At 59.4% G+C, this 15,978-nt stretch carries 21 protein-coding genes; 14 read left to right on the top strand and 7 right to left on the bottom strand.

Annotated elements, in window-relative coordinates:
• Positions 1 to 37: 37 nt before the first annotated feature.
• A complete protein-coding gene (locus ACZ500_RS00615) occupies positions 38 to 163 on the top strand; it encodes a hypothetical protein (RefSeq protein WP_464230602.1) in 126 nt (41 codons plus the stop codon).
• Here the strand turns inward: ACZ500_RS00615 and ACZ500_RS00610 are convergent.
• The gene (locus ACZ500_RS00610) at positions 152 to 901 is read right to left on the bottom strand and encodes an RluA family pseudouridine synthase (RefSeq protein WP_464230601.1); all 750 of its coding nucleotides are present in this window, start codon (positions 899 to 901) and stop codon (positions 152 to 154) included. The genes ACZ500_RS00615 and ACZ500_RS00610 overlap by 12 nt on opposite strands.
• A 35-nt stretch (positions 902 to 936) precedes the next feature.
• On the opposite strand from ACZ500_RS00610, the gene rsmG reads away from it, so the two are divergent.
• Entirely contained in the window at positions 937 to 2,484 is a 1,548-nt protein-coding gene (rsmG, locus tag ACZ500_RS00605) for a 16S rRNA (guanine(527)-N(7))-methyltransferase RsmG (protein ID WP_464230600.1), read from the top strand.
• 315 nt (positions 2,485 to 2,799) lie between these two features.
• Here rsmG and dtd read toward each other — a convergent pair whose 3' ends face one another.
• Entirely contained in the window at positions 2,800 to 3,249 is a 450-nt protein-coding gene (dtd, locus tag ACZ500_RS00600) for a D-aminoacyl-tRNA deacylase (RefSeq protein ID WP_464230599.1), read from the bottom strand.
• A 150-nt stretch (positions 3,250 to 3,399) separates the two neighbouring features.
• Between dtd and ACZ500_RS00595 the strand changes: the two genes are divergently transcribed.
• Positions 3,400 to 4,806 carry a B12-binding domain-containing radical SAM protein gene (locus ACZ500_RS00595; RefSeq protein ID WP_464230598.1) on the top strand — a complete coding sequence of 469 codons (1,407 nt, stop codon included), beginning with the start codon at positions 3,400 to 3,402 and terminating at the stop codon, positions 4,804 to 4,806.
• On the opposite strand, the gene larB is transcribed toward ACZ500_RS00595, so the two are convergent.
• On the bottom strand, positions 4,793 to 5,542 hold the full coding sequence (gene larB, locus ACZ500_RS00590; protein WP_464230597.1) for a nickel pincer cofactor biosynthesis protein LarB: 750 nt from the start codon (positions 5,540 to 5,542) through the stop codon (positions 4,793 to 4,795). The two genes, ACZ500_RS00595 and larB, sit on opposite strands and share 14 nt — an antisense overlap.
• A gap of 146 nt (positions 5,543 to 5,688) precedes the next feature.
• On the opposite strand from larB, the gene ACZ500_RS00585 reads away from it, so the two are divergent.
• Complete coding sequence (locus tag ACZ500_RS00585) at positions 5,689 to 5,937, top strand: hypothetical protein (RefSeq protein ID WP_464230596.1); 249 nt, start codon at positions 5,689 to 5,691, stop codon at positions 5,935 to 5,937.
• Between the two features lie 38 nt (positions 5,938 to 5,975).
• Here the strand turns inward: ACZ500_RS00585 and ACZ500_RS00580 are convergent, their stop codons facing one another.
• Positions 5,976 to 6,314 carry a hypothetical protein gene (locus tag ACZ500_RS00580; RefSeq protein ID WP_464230594.1) on the bottom strand — a complete coding sequence of 113 codons (339 nt, stop codon included), beginning with the start codon at positions 6,312 to 6,314 and terminating at the stop codon, positions 5,976 to 5,978.
• A gap of 103 nt (positions 6,315 to 6,417) precedes the next feature.
• Positions 6,418 to 8,166 carry an AMP-binding protein gene (locus tag ACZ500_RS00575; RefSeq protein WP_464230593.1) on the bottom strand — a complete coding sequence of 583 codons (1,749 nt, stop codon included), beginning with the start codon at positions 8,164 to 8,166 and terminating at the stop codon, positions 6,418 to 6,420.
• 259 nt (positions 8,167 to 8,425) lie between these two features.
• Here ACZ500_RS00575 and ACZ500_RS00570 point away from each other — a divergent pair, with 259 nt between their 5' ends.
• The 5 genes from ACZ500_RS00570 to ACZ500_RS00550 all read left to right on the top strand — a co-directional run bounded on the left by ACZ500_RS00570 (position 8,426) and on the right by ACZ500_RS00550 (position 11,253).
• Positions 8,426 to 8,548: a hypothetical protein gene (locus ACZ500_RS00570; protein ID WP_464230592.1), complete on the top strand. Its 123-nt coding sequence runs from the start codon at positions 8,426 to 8,428 to the stop codon at positions 8,546 to 8,548.
• A gap of 12 nt (positions 8,549 to 8,560) precedes the next feature.
• On the top strand, positions 8,561 to 9,124 hold the full coding sequence (efp, locus tag ACZ500_RS00565) for an elongation factor P (protein WP_464230591.1): 564 nt from the start codon (positions 8,561 to 8,563) through the stop codon (positions 9,122 to 9,124).
• The gene (gene epmA, locus ACZ500_RS00560; RefSeq protein ID WP_464230590.1) at positions 9,111 to 10,058 is read left to right on the top strand and encodes an EF-P lysine aminoacylase EpmA; all 948 of its coding nucleotides are present in this window, start codon (positions 9,111 to 9,113) and stop codon (positions 10,056 to 10,058) included. The genes efp and epmA overlap by 14 nt, the downstream gene beginning before the upstream one ends.
• A gap of 91 nt (positions 10,059 to 10,149) precedes the next feature.
• Positions 10,150 to 10,896 (top strand): DnaJ domain-containing protein, encoded by a 747-nt coding sequence (locus ACZ500_RS00555; RefSeq protein ID WP_464230589.1) that lies wholly within the window; start codon positions 10,150 to 10,152, stop codon positions 10,894 to 10,896.
• A 69-nt stretch (positions 10,897 to 10,965) separates the two neighbouring features.
• Positions 10,966 to 11,253 carry a hypothetical protein gene (locus tag ACZ500_RS00550; RefSeq protein WP_464230588.1) on the top strand — a complete coding sequence of 96 codons (288 nt, stop codon included), beginning with the start codon at positions 10,966 to 10,968 and terminating at the stop codon, positions 11,251 to 11,253.
• A 186-nt stretch (positions 11,254 to 11,439) separates the two neighbouring features.
• On the opposite strand, the gene ACZ500_RS00545 is transcribed toward ACZ500_RS00550, so the two are convergent.
• On the bottom strand, positions 11,440 to 11,979 hold the full coding sequence (locus ACZ500_RS00545) for a hypothetical protein (protein ID WP_464230587.1): 540 nt from the start codon (positions 11,977 to 11,979) through the stop codon (positions 11,440 to 11,442).
• 182 nt (positions 11,980 to 12,161) lie between these two features.
• On the opposite strand from ACZ500_RS00545, the gene ACZ500_RS00540 reads away from it, so the two are divergent.
• The 4 genes from ACZ500_RS00540 to ACZ500_RS00525 all read left to right on the top strand — a co-directional run bounded on the left by ACZ500_RS00540 (position 12,162) and on the right by ACZ500_RS00525 (position 13,745).
• Entirely contained in the window at positions 12,162 to 12,527 is a 366-nt protein-coding gene (locus ACZ500_RS00540) for a helix-turn-helix domain-containing protein (RefSeq protein ID WP_464230586.1), read from the top strand.
• A 15-nt stretch (positions 12,528 to 12,542) separates the two neighbouring features.
• A complete protein-coding gene (locus ACZ500_RS00535; protein ID WP_464230585.1) occupies positions 12,543 to 12,764 on the top strand; it encodes a hypothetical protein in 222 nt (73 codons plus the stop codon).
• Entirely contained in the window at positions 12,752 to 13,189 is a 438-nt protein-coding gene (locus tag ACZ500_RS00530) for a type II toxin-antitoxin system VapC family toxin (protein ID WP_464230584.1), read from the top strand. The genes ACZ500_RS00535 and ACZ500_RS00530 overlap by 13 nt, the downstream gene beginning before the upstream one ends.
• A gap of 391 nt (positions 13,190 to 13,580) precedes the next feature.
• Entirely contained in the window at positions 13,581 to 13,745 is a 165-nt protein-coding gene (locus ACZ500_RS00525; protein WP_464230583.1) for a hypothetical protein, read from the top strand.
• A 3-nt stretch (positions 13,746 to 13,748) separates the two neighbouring features.
• Here the strand turns inward: ACZ500_RS00525 and ACZ500_RS00520 are convergent, their stop codons facing one another.
• The gene (locus ACZ500_RS00520) at positions 13,749 to 14,513 is read right to left on the bottom strand and encodes an RHS repeat-associated core domain-containing protein (RefSeq protein ID WP_464233133.1); all 765 of its coding nucleotides are present in this window, start codon (positions 14,511 to 14,513) and stop codon (positions 13,749 to 13,751) included.
• Positions 14,514 to 15,185: 672 nt separating this feature from the next.
• On the opposite strand from ACZ500_RS00520, the gene ACZ500_RS00515 reads away from it, so the two are divergent.
• On the top strand, positions 15,186 to 15,683 hold the full coding sequence (locus tag ACZ500_RS00515; RefSeq protein ID WP_464230582.1) for a nitroreductase family protein: 498 nt from the start codon (positions 15,186 to 15,188) through the stop codon (positions 15,681 to 15,683).
• Positions 15,684 to 15,978 lie beyond the last annotated feature (295 nt).

Here is a 15,978-nt window from a genome sequence, read left to right as displayed (position 1 = left end):
GGACGCACCCATGACAATCAGGGAGGAATCAAACCCGATGGCCAAACACAAGAAGATCGAAAGAAAACGAGAGATCGAACGGCGGCGGCGCCGCAGGGAAAAACGGCTCAAGATGCGGGCCCGCGAGGCCCGCCTCGCACGCGAAGGCAAGTCACAGGCGTGAGGAATCCACCCCTCTCCTGGCCTCGGCGCCCTTGCCGCGAGGCCAGGGCCAGTCGCCCGGGAACGGGGAAACGAGGGTGACCGCTTCGCCGCGGGTCGGGTGCCGCACGGTCAGGCTGTAGGCCAGGAGGGCGATGGGGCCGGTTTTTTCCTTTGCTCTGCCGCCGTAAAGCCGGTCCCCCAGAATGGGACAGCCGATGGACGAGAGCTGCAGCCGGATCTGGTGGTGGCGCCCGCTCAGCAGCTCGACCTCGAGCAGGCTCAGACCGTCCCGGCGCTCCAGGGTCCTATAGCGCAGCCCGGCCTCTTTTGCACCAGGGTGCTCTGCTGGTACGATGAGCGCCCTTTTTCCGTTCCAGACCATATGGGACGTGAGGGCGCCCTCAGCGGGCCGGGGCGTGCCCACGGCGACCGCCCAATAAAGCTTGCGGCAGCTGCGCTCGCGGAACTGCTCCGAAAGCCGCCGCGCCGCCTTGGAGGTGCGGGCCAGGAGGACCACCCCCGCAACCGGGCGGTCCAGCCGGTGCACCAGCCCCACAAAAACCTCGCCGGGCTTTGCGTACCGCGCCCGGATATAATCCTTGGCCCATTCGAGAAGGGAGTAGTCCCCGGTCCGGTCGCCCTGCACCAGCATCCCGGCCGGCTTGTAAAGCCCGAGCAGGTGATTGTCCTCATAGAGGACCCGTACGGCTTCCCGGCTCCCGATCATCTCGAACCGCCCGTTTTCAGACCGGCGCAACCGGCATAAAACGCAACCAAATGACAGGAGACCCCATGCGCCCCGGCTTCAAGGCCATGATCGCGCTCTTCGAGCGCAGCGGCATCGCCCTTTCGGAGCAGGAAGCCCGCCGGTTCTGGCAGTTTCATACGCACCTCCGCGAAAGGAACGCAGAACTCGACCTGACGCGGATCACCCATTTCGACAACATGGTTCTCAAGCACTATGTGGACTGCGCCCTGGTAACCGAGTTCGTCGAGCTGCCCTCCCCGCTCCTCGACATCGGCTCGGGCGCGGGGTTCCCGGGCATCCCCATCAAGATCCGGCGGCCGGAGATCGAGCTGATCCTGGCCGAGGGCCGGCGCAAACGGGTCGATTTCCTCCAGGAGGTCTGTGATCTCCTGGGGCTCAGCGGTGTCACCATTCTTCATGCCACCATTAAACCCGATTTCGACCTTCCGGTCCAGGGTGTTATCACCCGGGCGGTGGAAACCATCGGGAGGACGCTTGCGAGGGTGGAGGCCTTTCTTCCCCAGGGGGGGGAGGTGATCTTCATGAAGGGGCCGCACTGCGACGAGGAACTCGCAGAGGCCCTGAGGCGTTTGGGGGGAACCTACGAACTGAAGAGGGACACCGCTTACGTCATCCCGCAGACCCCGCACCGCCGCCGCCTCATCGTCTTCAAACGGCGGGAGGAGGCAAGGCCGCGGGCGCGGAGGCCGCTGACGGCCGCGGCCGCGCCGCACGGCGCGGAGGCCGCCCCACCTTTGGAGGCTGCCGCAATCAGCAGCGCCGCCAACCCCTTCTTCAAAGACCTCCAAAAAATGACCCGAGCCCGAGGGATCAAGAAGCTCGGAACCGCCCTTTTCTGGGGGGCGAAAAACATCGCCGAGGTCCTCGCCGATTTCCCGGCGCAGGCGGCGGGCATCCTTTACTGCGAGGGGGAACACCGGCCGGAGATGCCGCTGCCCTCAGGGCTGCCGGCTTATGTGCTCGCCCGGGAACTCTTCCGGCAGATCGACCTCTTCGACACGCGCTACCCGGTCCTTATCGTGCGCCTGCCGTCCATGGATTCGTGGTCCGCCGCCGAGGCCCAGCCAGGCTGCACACTGCTCGTCCCGTTCCAGGACCCGGCCAACGTCGGGGCCGTCATCCGGACAGCCGCGGCCTTCGCGGTCGACCGCGTCGTGCTCCTGCAAGAGGCCTCGCACCCCTTCCACCCGAAGGCCGTGCGGGCGGCGGGCAGCACCCTCTTCCGAGCCCCCCTCCTGGAGGGCCCCTCCATCGAGACGCTCCGCCCCGACCGGCTGCCGCTGATCGCCCTGTCCCCCACGGGCCGGGACATCGGCCCGTTCCGCTTCCCGGAGCGGTTCTGTCTGATACCAGGCCTCGAAGGCCCTGGTCTGACCGAGGTCCTTGCCAAGGCCGAGACCCTGTCGATTCCCATGGCCCCCGGCGTCGAATCGCTGAACGCCGCGCTCGCCGCCGGCATCGCCCTGTATTTATGGCGCCGCGGGCTGGACAGCGGACGTCCGGCTGTTCCTCGCATCCAGGAGTTCACTGCAAACCCCGGACGTCGGTCTGAGAGGTTTCAGAAGGATTGATTCGATTCAACGAGGTCAGCAAGAAGGTTATGCAAGTCAACTGTCAACAACATCGTAAAACCATGGAGCTGCTTGGTCTCAAACTGCAACTGGAAGAATCGGAAATGGCCCCGGATGCACGGAAGGCCATCCAGGCAAGGATCAAGGAACTGGAACACGACCTGCAGATGGACTGACGCAGGGTATGCAGAGGCGCTGCCGCACAGCCGCCTTTCAACCGCAAAACGGTTCGTCGCGGGCCGGTTCGTTAGAAAAACTCCCGGCTGTCAAGCCCGAGAGAGCGCCGAGAGGCAGGGATGACGGCGGACCGGTTTTTCAGAACGTCTTTTCGCTGTCGATGAGGATGGTCACCGGCCCGTCGTTGACGAGGTGGACCGCCATCATCTCCTGGAAGCGGCCCGTCGCCACGGTGAGGCCCGTTCGCTTCATCTCCTCGACGAAGCGGGTGTAGAGTTCCCGGGCCTTTTCCGGCCTGGCGGCGCGCACGAAGGAGGGGCGCCGGCCCTTGCGGCAGTCGGCCCAGAGGGTGAACTGGGAGACCACCAGCACCTCCCCATGTACGTCTTGGACCGAGCGATTCATAGCCCCCCCGGCGTCCGCGAAGATCCGCATCTCGGCGATCTTCCGGGCGAGATAGGCTGCATCCGCCTCCGTGTCCGCCTCCCCGACACCGAGAAGAACCAGGAGGCCGGGGCCAATCTCCCCGACGACGGTTCCCTCGACGTCCACCCGCGACTCTTTCACCCTCTGCACGACGGCGCGCATCGCCTGAAAACCCTCCCTGGAAACACCGATGTTGTTCAAACGGGCGAAGGGGCCTGCAGGCTCCCGCGACCAGCCCGGGCGCGGTAAGCGGACATGCGCTCCAACGCGCCTTTGCCGCGGAATGCATCAAAACGAAAGGAAACACCTTTGATGGACCCTACCCTGGTCCTGATCAACCCCTGGATCCACGACTTCGCCGCCTATGACCTCTGGGCCAAGCCGCTCGGACTGCTCACCCTTGCAGCAATGCTCCGGCAAAGCGGCTACCCCGTCCATTTGATCGACTGCCTCGATGTCCACCATCCGTCCCTGGCCGAGGCCCAGGGAACCTCCGCCCTCAAACGGCGCCTTTACGGCACGGGAAAATACCCGCGCCGCGAGATCCCGAAGCCCGACCCCCTCGCCTTCGCCGCCCGCCCCTACAGCCGTTACGGCATCAGCCCCGCCGCCTTTCAGGCGGATCTGGCCGCTGTCCCCAAACCGGGCGCCATTCTGGTCACGTCCCTCATGACCTACTGGTACCCGGGCGTACAGGCCGTCGTCGCCGCCGCACGTGCGGTGCACCCGGAAACGCCGGTGATCCTCGGGGGGATTTACGCCCGCCTCTGCCGTAGGCACGCTGCGGCCACCAGCGGCGCAGATTACGTGGTCTACGAGGATGACCCGCAGGCACTCATCGCGTTGCTTTCCCGCCTGGGGCTCCCGCCGCCCCCGGAGGCGCGCGAACAGCCTCCGCACCCTTACCCGGCCTTCGATCTCCTCCACGGCCTCGACTATGTCTGCCTGCTTGCCTCGCGGGGCTGCCCCTACTCCTGCCGCTACTGCGCAAGCCCTTTTCTGAACCCTGGCAGTGCACGAAGAGACGTGGAAAACGTTCTTGCCGAAATCCGCTGGTGGAACAGGGAAATGGGCGTCACGGACATGGCCTTCTACGACGACGCGCTCCTTGCCGGCCCCAGGGATTCGATCAGGAGCCTCCTCCAAGGGATCGCCCGCGAGGCGCCGTCGGTCCGTTTCCACACCCCGAACGCCCTCCATGTCCGTGAGATCTCACGCGAAACGGCCCTTCTCATGCGCCGGGCGGGGTTCCGAACCATCCGGCTGGGTCTCGAATCGGCTGACTTCTCGGAGCGGCGTCTGGACAAAAAGGTGCAGCAGGGGGATTTCGAAAGAGCGGTGGAAAACCTTCTCCACGCCGGTTTCCAAGGGTCGGAGATCGGGGCCTACCTCCTGGCCGGCCTGCCGGGGCAAACCGTCGAAGCCGTCCATGCAGCCCTTTCCCTGGTCGAACAGACAGGCGTCATGCCCTTCATCTCGGAATACTCGCCCATTCCGCACACAGCACTCTGGGAGGCGGCGCGGACCGCCTCGGCCTATGACCTGGCCGCCGAGCCCCTCTTTCACAACAACACCCTGCTCTCCTGCTGGGGTACCCGCGAACGCGACCGCCTGCCCGAACTGAGGAAAAGGCTCCGCGCGATCCGCGAGGCCGTCAGGGGAAGAAGGCTTTGGGGCCGGGGCGCAGGTTCCGATGAAAACACGCTCAGGCCCGGTTGATCAAGCTCGCCGCGTACCCCGCGCCGAAGCCGTTGTCGATATTGACCACCGTCACACCGGCCGCGCAGGAGTTGAGCATCCCGAGGAGCGCCGCCAGACCCTGAAAGCCCGCGCCGTATCCGACACTCGTGGGGACCGCAATGACAGGCCGGTCCACAAGCCCGCCCACCACGCTCGGCAGCGCCCCTTCCATCCCGGCGACGACGATGATGACCGAGGCCTGCCGCAGCCGCTCCTGCGCCCGCAGCAACCGGTGTAACCCCGCCACGCCGACGTCGAAAAGCGTCTCGACCGAATTGCCGAGGAAACGCGCCGTGAGGACCGCCTCCTCGGCTACGGGGATGTCGGAGGTCCCGGCGCTCACGACCAGGATCGTTCCCCGTCCGGCCAGAGCAGAGGCTTTACGGATAAAGGTCAAGACACGACCTCGAGGGTGGTAAATGCTTCCCGGAAAGGCCCGTTCGAGGGCCCCAGCCTTTTCGGGGGCAAGGCGAGTCACCAGGACATTGTCCCCGGCGGCGATCATCCGCTCCATGATCGCCTGGATGTCAGCCGCATCCTTCCCTTCGCCATAGATCACCTCGGCCGCGCCGCGCCGCAGTGAACGGTGGTGGTCGACGCATGCGAATCCCATATCCTCGAAAGGGAGGAACTTCAGGCGATCGAGGCATGCCTCGACGGTGATCTCACCGCGCCCGAACTCTCTCAGAATGTTTTCCAGAAGATCTCTGTTCAAGGTCTTTCACGCCCCAAGACCGTTTCAGGCCGAGGCCGCGCCTTTCGGCCTTCGGCCGATGGGTCCATCCGTTTCCCGGGATTCTACTTCTGCGGCATCCCAACAATTGAACATGTCGGATTGCTAAAAAGAGTTTCCATCCGGAAATGGTCCTTTTGGCCAATCTCGGCGTCAATCTGCTCGTTTGCTTGTGCGGCGACCCACAGGTCGCCTCCGCACAAACGCTTGATTTCCTTGATATTGGCATAAAATCCTCATTTCCGAGCTGGAAACTGGGTTGTACCGGGAAATCATTTCCGGATGGAAACAAGATAAAAAAAGCGGTGCCCTTGACAACTTCGACGACCAGGAGCTCCCGTCCGACAAGCTCCCGGGATCCGGCCGCCGCACGGTGATAAATCCCCCGACAGGATTGCCCACCCGGCGGGCAGGATCAGCCGAGCAGATGTTCGTCTTTCAGGTACGTCATAGCCCGCTGCCCGATTGTGGTCACCCGGCTGAGGGCCTTCGTCAGGTGGTGGACCGCCTCGAAGCCCACCCCGGAGGCGACCATCACCAGCGCTTGCTCCATGAAGGACTGGACCTCCCGCCAGCCGTCGTCGGGGGCCACCCGCGCAGACAGCTGCACGTCATGGGCGATCAGGTTCACGAGGATCCTGATCACCCCCTCCGCCCCGCGCCGTTCCGGACCCTGGAGGGCATCCAGGGTCTGCAGGGCGGTCGACGCCCAGATGATGCCGCCCTTGATCTTTTCGCTCTGAGAAAAAGCCATGATGGCTTCCTGATACGTCACGGTTCGAAACCGTCCTTTCTTGGTCGCGCAGAAAAAAGGGCCGCCGGCTCGACAGCCCTTCCGCGGGGGCACGCCGTACGGATCACGCACCGGTCTTTGCGTGAAACGTCTTGTAAACCGGGTCGTCCTCCATCAGGTGCCGGCGCATCACCTTGCCGACCAGCGTCTTCGGAAGATCGTCCCGAAATTCGATCAGCTTCGGGACCTTGTAGTGCGTGATGTTCTCCTTGCACCACTCCCGCAACTGCTGTTCGGTGATCTTCCCTTTCCAGTTGTCCTTGAGGACCACCCAGACCTTGATGAGTTCGCCCGTCTCCGGGTCCGGCAGGCCCGATGCAGCCACTTCCAACACCGATTCATGGCGACCGACGAGTTCCTCGACCTCTTTGGGAAAGACCGAGTAGCCCCGCACCTTGATGAGCTGTTTCTTGCGGTCGCTGATCGTGACCCGCCCGTGCTCGTCCATGAAGCCGATATCGCCGGTGAAGAGCCAGCGCTTGCCGTCCCACTCCCGGATGGTGTCCGCCGTCTCTTTCGCCTGGTTCAGGTATCCTAGCATAACCTGGGGTCCGCTCGCCACCACTTCGCCGTGCTCGCCGACCGGGAGTTCCTCGGTGCCCGTAGCGATATCCATGATCTTCCACTCGGTCCCGGGCAGAGGCAAGCCGATGGTGCCCGTCGTGCGAAAATCGGTGAGCGGCCCCGCCGAGATGACCGGGGAACTCTCCGTGAGCCCGTAGCCTTCGACAATGACCGCGTTGGTCGCCTGCTCGAAGCGCTCCTGGACCGGGCGGTGGAGGGGACCCGCCCCGGAGATGCAGGCCCGCATCTTCTTGGCGATCGGGTGTTTCCCGATATCGGGGTAATCCGCCATCCGCTGGAAAAGCACCTCGGCGCCGCAGTAAATGGTCTGTTTATCCGGCGCGAGCCTGCAGATCGTCTTGATCAGTTCACCGGTTTCGGGCGGCTTCGGAAACAGCATCATCCACATCCCGACCCGGACGCTCGTGTTCATGACCGTCGTCATGGCGAAGGAGTGAAAGAGCGGCAGGACCCCGACATCCGCGAATCCCTTGCCTCCCATCCACATCCAGAGGGAGCACTGCACCGCGTTCGATACGCAGTTGAAATGCGAGAGTACAGCCGCCTTCGGCACACCGGTGGTCCCCCCCGTCATGATGTAGGTGGCAGGGTCATCGGCTGAAACGGAGACATCCGGCGGGGCGGGCGTCACCGCCAGGAGGTCTTTGAAGCGGAGGGCCGACGCGGGCACCTCCCCGGTCGGGATCTTTTTGAGCTTCTTTCCGAGCCAGCGCTTCAGCCCTGACATCCGGACCAAATCGACGATCCCGGTCACAATCACGGGTTTGAGCGGGTAGACCTCCGCGATGGGCTTGATCAGGGGCTCATAGAGGGCGTCGAGGGCGATCACCCCTTTGACGCCCGTCACATTGAACTGATGGAGGACCTCCGCCGGTTTGTAGGTGGGGTTGACCCCTGTCACCACCAGCCCTAACCGCGCACAGGCGTAATAGGAAATAACGTATTGGAAGGAGTTCGGCAGAACCAGGGCCACAACATCCCCTTTTCCGAGGCCGAGCCCATCCAGACTCGTCGCGAGGGCGTTGACATGCCGATCGAGTTCGCGATAGCTCAGGAAGCTTTCGAGGAACCACATCGCCGGCAGGTCGGCGTGCTTCGCCACCGATTCGGCCAACATCTGATACAGGGAGATACGGGGGAACTCGAAATTTTTGGGAACCTGCTCCGGCCAACCTGCCTCGGGGCGAAACCAGGGCCGCGATTCCGGGACAAAATAGGGATTCTCCATCAAACCTGCCTCCTTCTGAACGTTATTCACCTGATTATTTTAGCATTTTTATATCTTTTTCGGCCGCCGGGCTCAAGCCTTTTCGTTCACAGACGACAGGATTTTCTCTTGACCCCAAGCCTTTTTCTATATAAATCAATGCATCGGAAAAACGATCGGCAACCGGGCCCCCCTCCGGGGGCATCACCCATGAGAATTAGTTTCCATCCGGAAATGATTTCCCTATAGAACCCAGTTTCCAATCCGGAAATGAGGATTTTTGGCCAATATCAAGGAAATCAAGCGCTTGCGCGGAGGCGACCTAGTGGTCGCCGCACAAGCAAACGTGCAGATTGACGCCGAGATTGGCCAAAAAGACCATTTCCGGATGGAAACGAATTAAGGATTGCAGCCTATGTACACAGCAAGCGACTTGCGAAAAGGACTCAAGGTGGAAATCGACGGAGAACCCTACGTCGTCACGGATTTTCAGTTCTCCAAGCCCGGCAAGGGGCAAGCCCTCTACCGGTGCAAGCTGAAGAACATGATCACCGAAATCATCATCGACCGGACCTACCGCTCGGGCGACACCTTCCAGCAGGCCGCCCTCGAGGAGCGGCGCATGCAGTACCTGTACAACCAGGACAACGAATACTGCTTCATGGACGTCCAGAACTACGAGCAGGCCTTCCTGAAGGAGGATCAACTCGGGGACGCCAAGAACTTTCTGATCGACAACCTGGAAGTGGACATCCTCTTTTTCGGGGAAAAGGCCATCGGCATCACCCTCCCCAACTTTGTCAACTTGACCGTCACCAAGGCCGACCCGTGGGTCAAGGGGGACTCGGCCGCCGGCGACTCCAAGCCCATCACCCTGGAAACCGGCTATGTCCTGCGGGTCCCGCCCTTTATCCAGGAGGGGGAAAAGCTCCAGATCGACACCCGCACCGGCGAATACGTGACGCGTGTCAAAGAATAGCCTCCTGCACCCCCTTGCCTCAGCCGTCAACCGCCCCGCCCTGCTCAGGCTGCGCGCCCGCCTGATCCAGGCGGTGCGGCGTTTTTTTCTCGAGGACGGTTTCCTCGAGGTGGAAACCCCTGTGCGTATCCCCGCCCCGGCCCCTGAAACCCACATCGACGCGATCCCCGCCGAAGGGGGCTTTCTCCAGACCTCGCCCGAACTCTGCATGAAACGGCTGCTGGCCGAAGACTTCGACCGCATCTTCCAGATCTGCCGCTGTTTCCGGAGGGGCGAGCGCGGCCGGCTCCACCTGCCCGAGTTCACCATGCTGGAATGGTACCGGTTGAACGCCGACTACCGACAGCTGATGACGGACTGCGAAGGCCTTGTCGGAGCGATTGCAGAGGCCCTCGGGTCCGGACCCTTTCTCCGGCGCGACCGGCGGTCGATCGACGTCACCCCGCCTTGGGAAAAACTAAGCGTAGCGGAGGCTTTTGCGCGCCATGCACCCGTGCCGCTGGACGAGGCGATGGAGACAGACCGCTTTGATGAAACCCTCGTCTGCCACATCGAACCTAACCTCGGGACAGTCCGGCCCGTTTTTCTCTGCGATTACCCGGCCGCGCTCGGCTCCCTGGCGCGACTGAAACCTTCCGATCCCCGCTGGGCGGAGCGTGTAGAGCTTTATATCGACGGGGTGGAATTAGCCAATGGGTTTTCCGAACTGACCGATGCCGGGGAGCAACGCCGGCGCTTCCGGGAAGAGGACTCGGCGCGAAAGCGGGCCGGTAAGGACGCCTATCCCGCGCCGGAGCGGTTCCTGCGCGATCTCGAAAAGCTTGCCGGCAGGGAAGCCGCGGGGATCGCCCTCGGCATCGACCGCCTCGTGATGCTCTTTGCCGACCGCACCTGCGTAGACGACGTCGTAACCTTTACCCCTGAAGACCTTTAGTAAGTGCTTGCTTCCCGCGCCTTTTCGGGCTATAAAGTAATGGGAGCAGCGAAAATACTTTCAATCAGGAATGAATCACCCTTCTCGGACAATGCGTACCGCCACCCACACAGCCCAGCGACTCGAAATCGCCATCCAGCCGGAGCCCGCCCGCGCAAAGCGGTGCCTCGCCTGCGGTACCATGCCCGTCAAGGGGGGGCGCCGGTACTGCTCGAAGGAGTGCCGGCAGCAGATGAACTGGGTGCTCTCCCTGTCCAAAGGACTCCTGAAGGCCCTCAACACCCGCTACGCGGCCTTCTTTTTCACGAGCCACCATGTCATCCTGGATACCCTGCCGATCTTCTCGAAGCGCATCTCGCGCTTCGTCGGCCGGCGCGCACCCGGGAACAAACCCGCCCAGGATCTCAAGAATCTCATCCTCCGCTCCGGCGAGGAGTGGCACGACATGGTTCACAACCGCACTTCGAGGAGCTACGCCTCCTTCTATATGCTGGAGCGCAACCAGGATGACCATATCGATCCCCAGGACATCATGCCCGATCGCAACACCAAACCGAGGCTCTCGAAAGACGAAAGATCTTGTCTGAGGATCCTCGATCTGGAGGGCGAAGATCTTTCATCCGATTCCCTCATGGCCAAGATCAGGCACGCCTACAAGAAGATGGCCAAGCGGTACCACCCGGATGTCGGGGGCGACACAGAGAAGTTCAAACAGCTCAGCCGGGCCCACGAACAGATGCTCATCTGGGCCGAGAACCCTCAATATACGTCGCGCAAGGCCCTAGAAGACTGCTGGTCCTATGACGGGTCCACGAACCGCTGGTCTCCGCCGCTATAAAGCGGATGTTTTTTCAACTGTCGTTCCCATGAATCGAACTTCTTTGTTCAGCACCGCCTTCCCCGCCCCATGAACACGCCGCCGAGCACCGACCCGACCGACCGCGAACCCATCATCCTCTGGTATTCCCTTTACAAGGGGGAACTCTGCCGCATCCGGGAACAGCCTGCAACGGGGCTGCTGTGCGAGGTATGGCGGGAGGCTGTCTGGGTAGCCGGACCGGATTTTTCGGCGGTGGAATTCACGGGGAGAATGATCAGCGAGGCGGAAGCCCGAACCTGGATCCGTTTCCACTTTCGGACCAAAACCCTCCGCTCCAGTGGGGGCGGCAAATCGTCAGGAACTGTTCAAAAATAATCCAGTCTTGATTTTCGGATTGGAAGCTTTGCCGCGCCGGATGCTCTTTTCCGGATGGACACTGAGAAAACGTCTGAGATCAAAGGGGGTGCATTTTTCGCTGCCGTCGGCTGCTAAATTTTGCCAGGGTGCTTTCCCAGGAGGGAACAGCACCTTGGCAGAGAGCCTGTATCAAATTCGCGGCCGTCAGATCAGAGAGGAAGAGCTCTCGTTTATCCGCGATACCATCTCCCGGCACTGGGAACGCGGTCGAACCGCAATCTCCCGAGTGCTTTGTGAGCATTGTGACTGGCGGCAACCGAACGGACATCTCAAAGAAATGGCCTGCCGTGTACTGCTGCTCAATCTCGAAGAAAAGAAGGCCGTCAATCTCCCCCTCGGAATGGGTCGGGCTACGGCAGACCTACCGCCTTCGGAAGAAAAGAACCTTCCCTGTGCTTGTCGATGCCCTGCACGCAACCTTCCAGGGCCAGGAACCGGACCTCTCCTGGATCGCTCAGTCCGCCGTTTGATCCAGACCCTGTGATCGGTAACAAGACTTTTATTCACCATTGTTGTTAGCTTGTGTCCATCCGGAAATGATTTTCTTATAGAACCCAGTTTCCAATCCGGAAATGAGGATTTTTGGCCAATATCAAGGAAATCAAGCGCTTGCGCGGAGGCGACCTGGTGGTCGCCGCACAAGCAAACGTGCAGATTGACGCCGAGATTGGCCAAAAAGACCATTTCCGGATGGAAACTAGCTTCTTAATAAAACCAACATGCGAGAGACCACAGGGGTCTATAAAGTTTACCGGATTATTTTGGACAACATTCTTGTCAACTCAAAAAATACGCCTGCGTAAACTTTCTTTGATTTTTTGTTGAAAGTGTATATAATTAGAGCAAAATAAATATTGGGGGCGGTTGTGAGAATTCAGGATAAAATAAAAAAGCTTAGAAAGAATAAAGGGTTAGGCCAAAAAGAACTGGCCGAGACGGTCGGAATCAATACCTCACACCTCAGCCGGTTGGAAACCGGAAGATACCAGCCGTCTGTTGAGGTTTTAAAAAAACTGGCTGACGCGCTTCAGGTAAGCGCTGACTATCTGCTCAGCGATACGGATGATGAAGCAGAAGAGATAAGGATTCAGGATCAATCTTTTGTCGATAAAATCAGGCTGCTGGATTCATTGGACGATAAAGAAAAAGAAACTGTTATCAACGTAATTGATGCCATACTTACAAAAAAGAAAATGCTCAACCTTTTAACTGAAAAACATGAACATGCTTAAATTGGGAGACGGATCATGCCGGAAGCAAACTACAATCAAGTCATATCCGAGATAAAAACACTAAAACTATCAGACCAGCTTCGCCTTTTAGAAGAAATGGCGACGCTGATTCGCAAGGGGGCAAGCAAACAAGCACCCCGCAGCATTTTGGAGATCAAGGGAAAAGGCAAGGATATTTGGAAAGGGCTTAATGTAAAAGCCTATATTGATGAGGAAAGATCATCGTGGAATGGATAAACGACCTGCAGGGGAAAACGGTTGGCCTCGATACTGCGCCGCTGATTTATTTTATTGAAGAAAATCCCGCTTATATTGAAACGGTGCGGTTTTTCTTTGAAGCAATGGACAGGGGTGACTTTACGGTTGTCACTTCAACCGTGACCTTGCTGGAAGTGCTGGTACATCCATTACGCAGCAACAACAAAGAACTTGCGGCAGAGTACCGGGATATCTTGCTTAATTCAAGACTGATGACGTTGGAAGTTTCAAACACCATTGCGGAACAAGCCGCCCAACTCAGAGCAACCCATAACATCCGTACACCGGATGCCATCCAGTTCAGCGCGGCATTAAACGCGGGCGCAACTCATTTTTTTACCAATGATATCAGATTGCCTGAAATTCCATCCATACAGATCCTCTCCCTTGATGCACTTGTCTAAAAAACAAGGTTGCCTCTGCATGCTCGAGCTCCAGCCGACGGGACCGAAGTTTATCCCGACAATAGGAGGCTGTCTGCTCCTACCCACCGCCCTAAACTCGAGTTGAAGGGAACTTCGCAACCCCCCTCTACTCGATTTTGTTTACTGCCCGGGGCAGCCCCAGTCTGCTTATATCTATCTAAACCGGATAATGTGCAATACCGATAATAAAACAATCATGCCAAATATTATACCAATTACTAAGAATCCAATTTGATATCCCTTCTCACTAAATTGGATATGAAAAAGTCTATAGTAAAATTCCGCAGTCTTATGGCCGAGTTTTTTATAAGAAGTCACAAAATATAATCCTATAATGACTGAAATGATACCACCTAGTTTCCATCCGGAAATGGTCTTTTTTGCCAATCTCAGCGTCAATCTGCACGTTTGCTTGTGCGGCGACCTACAGGTCGCCTCCGCACAAACGCTTGATTTCCTTGATATTGGCCAAAAATCCTCATTTCCGGATTGGAAACTGGGTTCTACCGCGAAATCATTTCCGGATGGACACTAGTTACTATTCACATGGATCATCTTCTTTGTCTTTCCATGGCCATCTCCATGGTTCCCAAACATGATAACCTGTAACAGAAAATCCTGGGGTTACAAATCCTACTTCCCAGAATATATCTCCACCACCTTCAAAGCTATAACCATATTGGAATCCAGCCCAATACCCTCCTTGAACGCCTACATTCCACCCTGGAGTGGGATCTGAGGGCGACCATGTCACGGCAACGCCCCCAGGTGGAGAGACGACTCCGCCACCGGCATAAGGATAAATTCCCTCTAAACCAATAATGATTCCACCTGTACCACCACCCCAATAACCAAACGATACATTTATGTCGATATACCAAAGACCAAATGGATCCGTATTATTTATCGGATTATTTTCAGTATATCCATAAAGATCCGTATCTCCCCCGCCAAAGCCGATGGGGTCTTTGGCGATCCAGCGGCCGGTGGTGGGGTCGTAGTCGCGGAATCCGAAGCGCACCAGACCCGTGTCGGGGTCGTGGAGGCCACCGGCGAAGCCCAAGGGGATGGCAAGCCCCGGGTTGCTGTCGAAGACGATATTGCCGAAGGCATCGTACTGGATCTCTTTGACCACATTGTCCTGGCCGTCCACCACCAGGCAGAGCGAGCCAACCGGATCGTAGAAGAGGTGAGAGCGGGCGCCGTCTTCTCCGGTCATAGCGACGGGGAGACGGCCGTCCGCGTATTCGAAGCGGAGTTGGAGCCGGTCGTTTGCGTCATAGACCGCGAGGAGCCGGGTCAGGCCCTGCCAGAGGTATTTCTGGGTGAGGGCCGCGCCATCGGGCGGTCGTTATTCATGCTGCAGGCATGCATCCGGTTGAATTTATGCGGATAGGGGATTTTTTGCTCGGGAGGAGGTTCGGCCGGGAACGGGGACGGACAAAGCAATGGGGGATCCACGAAGGGGGCTCAAAACGGGTCGATGCACAATCGAGTGGGCATTGCCGCCGGGATTCAGGCCACCGATGAGCCTCGGATGGATCCGACCTCCGCGTTTTGGCGGACCGGCGATACGCTTCGTCAAACCTTCGGGCTTCGGGGCGGAGACACCTTCGGGTTAGCGCCCCGGTCGCCTTGACACCCTGCAGGTTTTGGTGTTAGGAACTGTTCATAAATAACCTGGACTTTTTGTTCCGTAACCGGCAAAAGAATGCTCCTCAGACATCAGGCGAGCCGCACCTTGACGAGAAAGGGCAAAGGCTCTGCGCCGCTTCCGAGCCTCTGATAGAATCCACAACAACACGCACCGGCCTCAGGGTCCGCGCCCGCCCTGGATACACATCACTACCCCAAAGGAATCAAGGTGCCCGATGTCGAGATGAAGGCCGTGTTCACCCGGATTCCTTTCACGGTAAGTGAAATTGCGCGATCGAAAAGCATCATTCATTCTTGAGCCGTTTCTTAGGGAGGGGACATGATCGAGACCATCGTCGAGCGACGCAGTATACGCACCTTCACCTCTGATCCGGTTGAGGATCCGACCGTGGACCGGATCCTGACCCTCGGAACCTGGGCACCGTCGGGTTTGAACAATCAGCCATGGAAATTCGTGGTGGTGCGTGACCCGGCGCTGAAAAGCCGCCTGGGCGAGCAGACCAAATACAGCCGGGTGATCCTTGGTGCCCCCGTTTGCATCGCCGTCTTTCTCGACAACGCACAAAGCTATGACCGGGTGAAGGACATCCAGGCCGTCGGGGCATGCATCCAGAACATGCTCCTCGCCATCCACGAAATGGGTCTCGGCGCCGTCTGGCTGGGGGAGATTCTGAAAAACCGCTCCATCGTCGAGGCCGTCCTCGAGGTCCCCGAAACCTGCGAACTGATGGCAGTCATCGCACTGGGGCATCCCGCCGGAAAGAAGGGGCCCGGCACCCGCAAGCCCCTCGCCGATTGTCTGCTCGCCCGCAAATAGACCGCGCCGCCCCTGCATCACCAGCGGCTCGGCCGGTCCACGCAAAGACGGGGCAGACCCGGACCCGCCCCGAAGCGGTGGGACTGAGCACCCGAAGGGTGTGAAGAAACCGGGACCCGCCCCGAAGGGGCGGGACTGAGCACGCACAGCGTGTGAAGAAAAAGACCGTTTTCGGCTTAGACCCGTTTCCGGCACGAAAACGAGGATTTTTGCCTCGTATCAAGAAAATCAAGAGGTTGTGCGGAGGCGACCTGCAGGTCGCCGCACAAGCAACCTCGCAGATTGACGCAGAGAC

It is taken from the genome of Desulfatiglans parachlorophenolica, from assembly GCF_055394735.1.
Note: the sequence above shows the minus strand (reverse complement) of the source record. Positions and strands in the feature narration are given on the sequence as shown.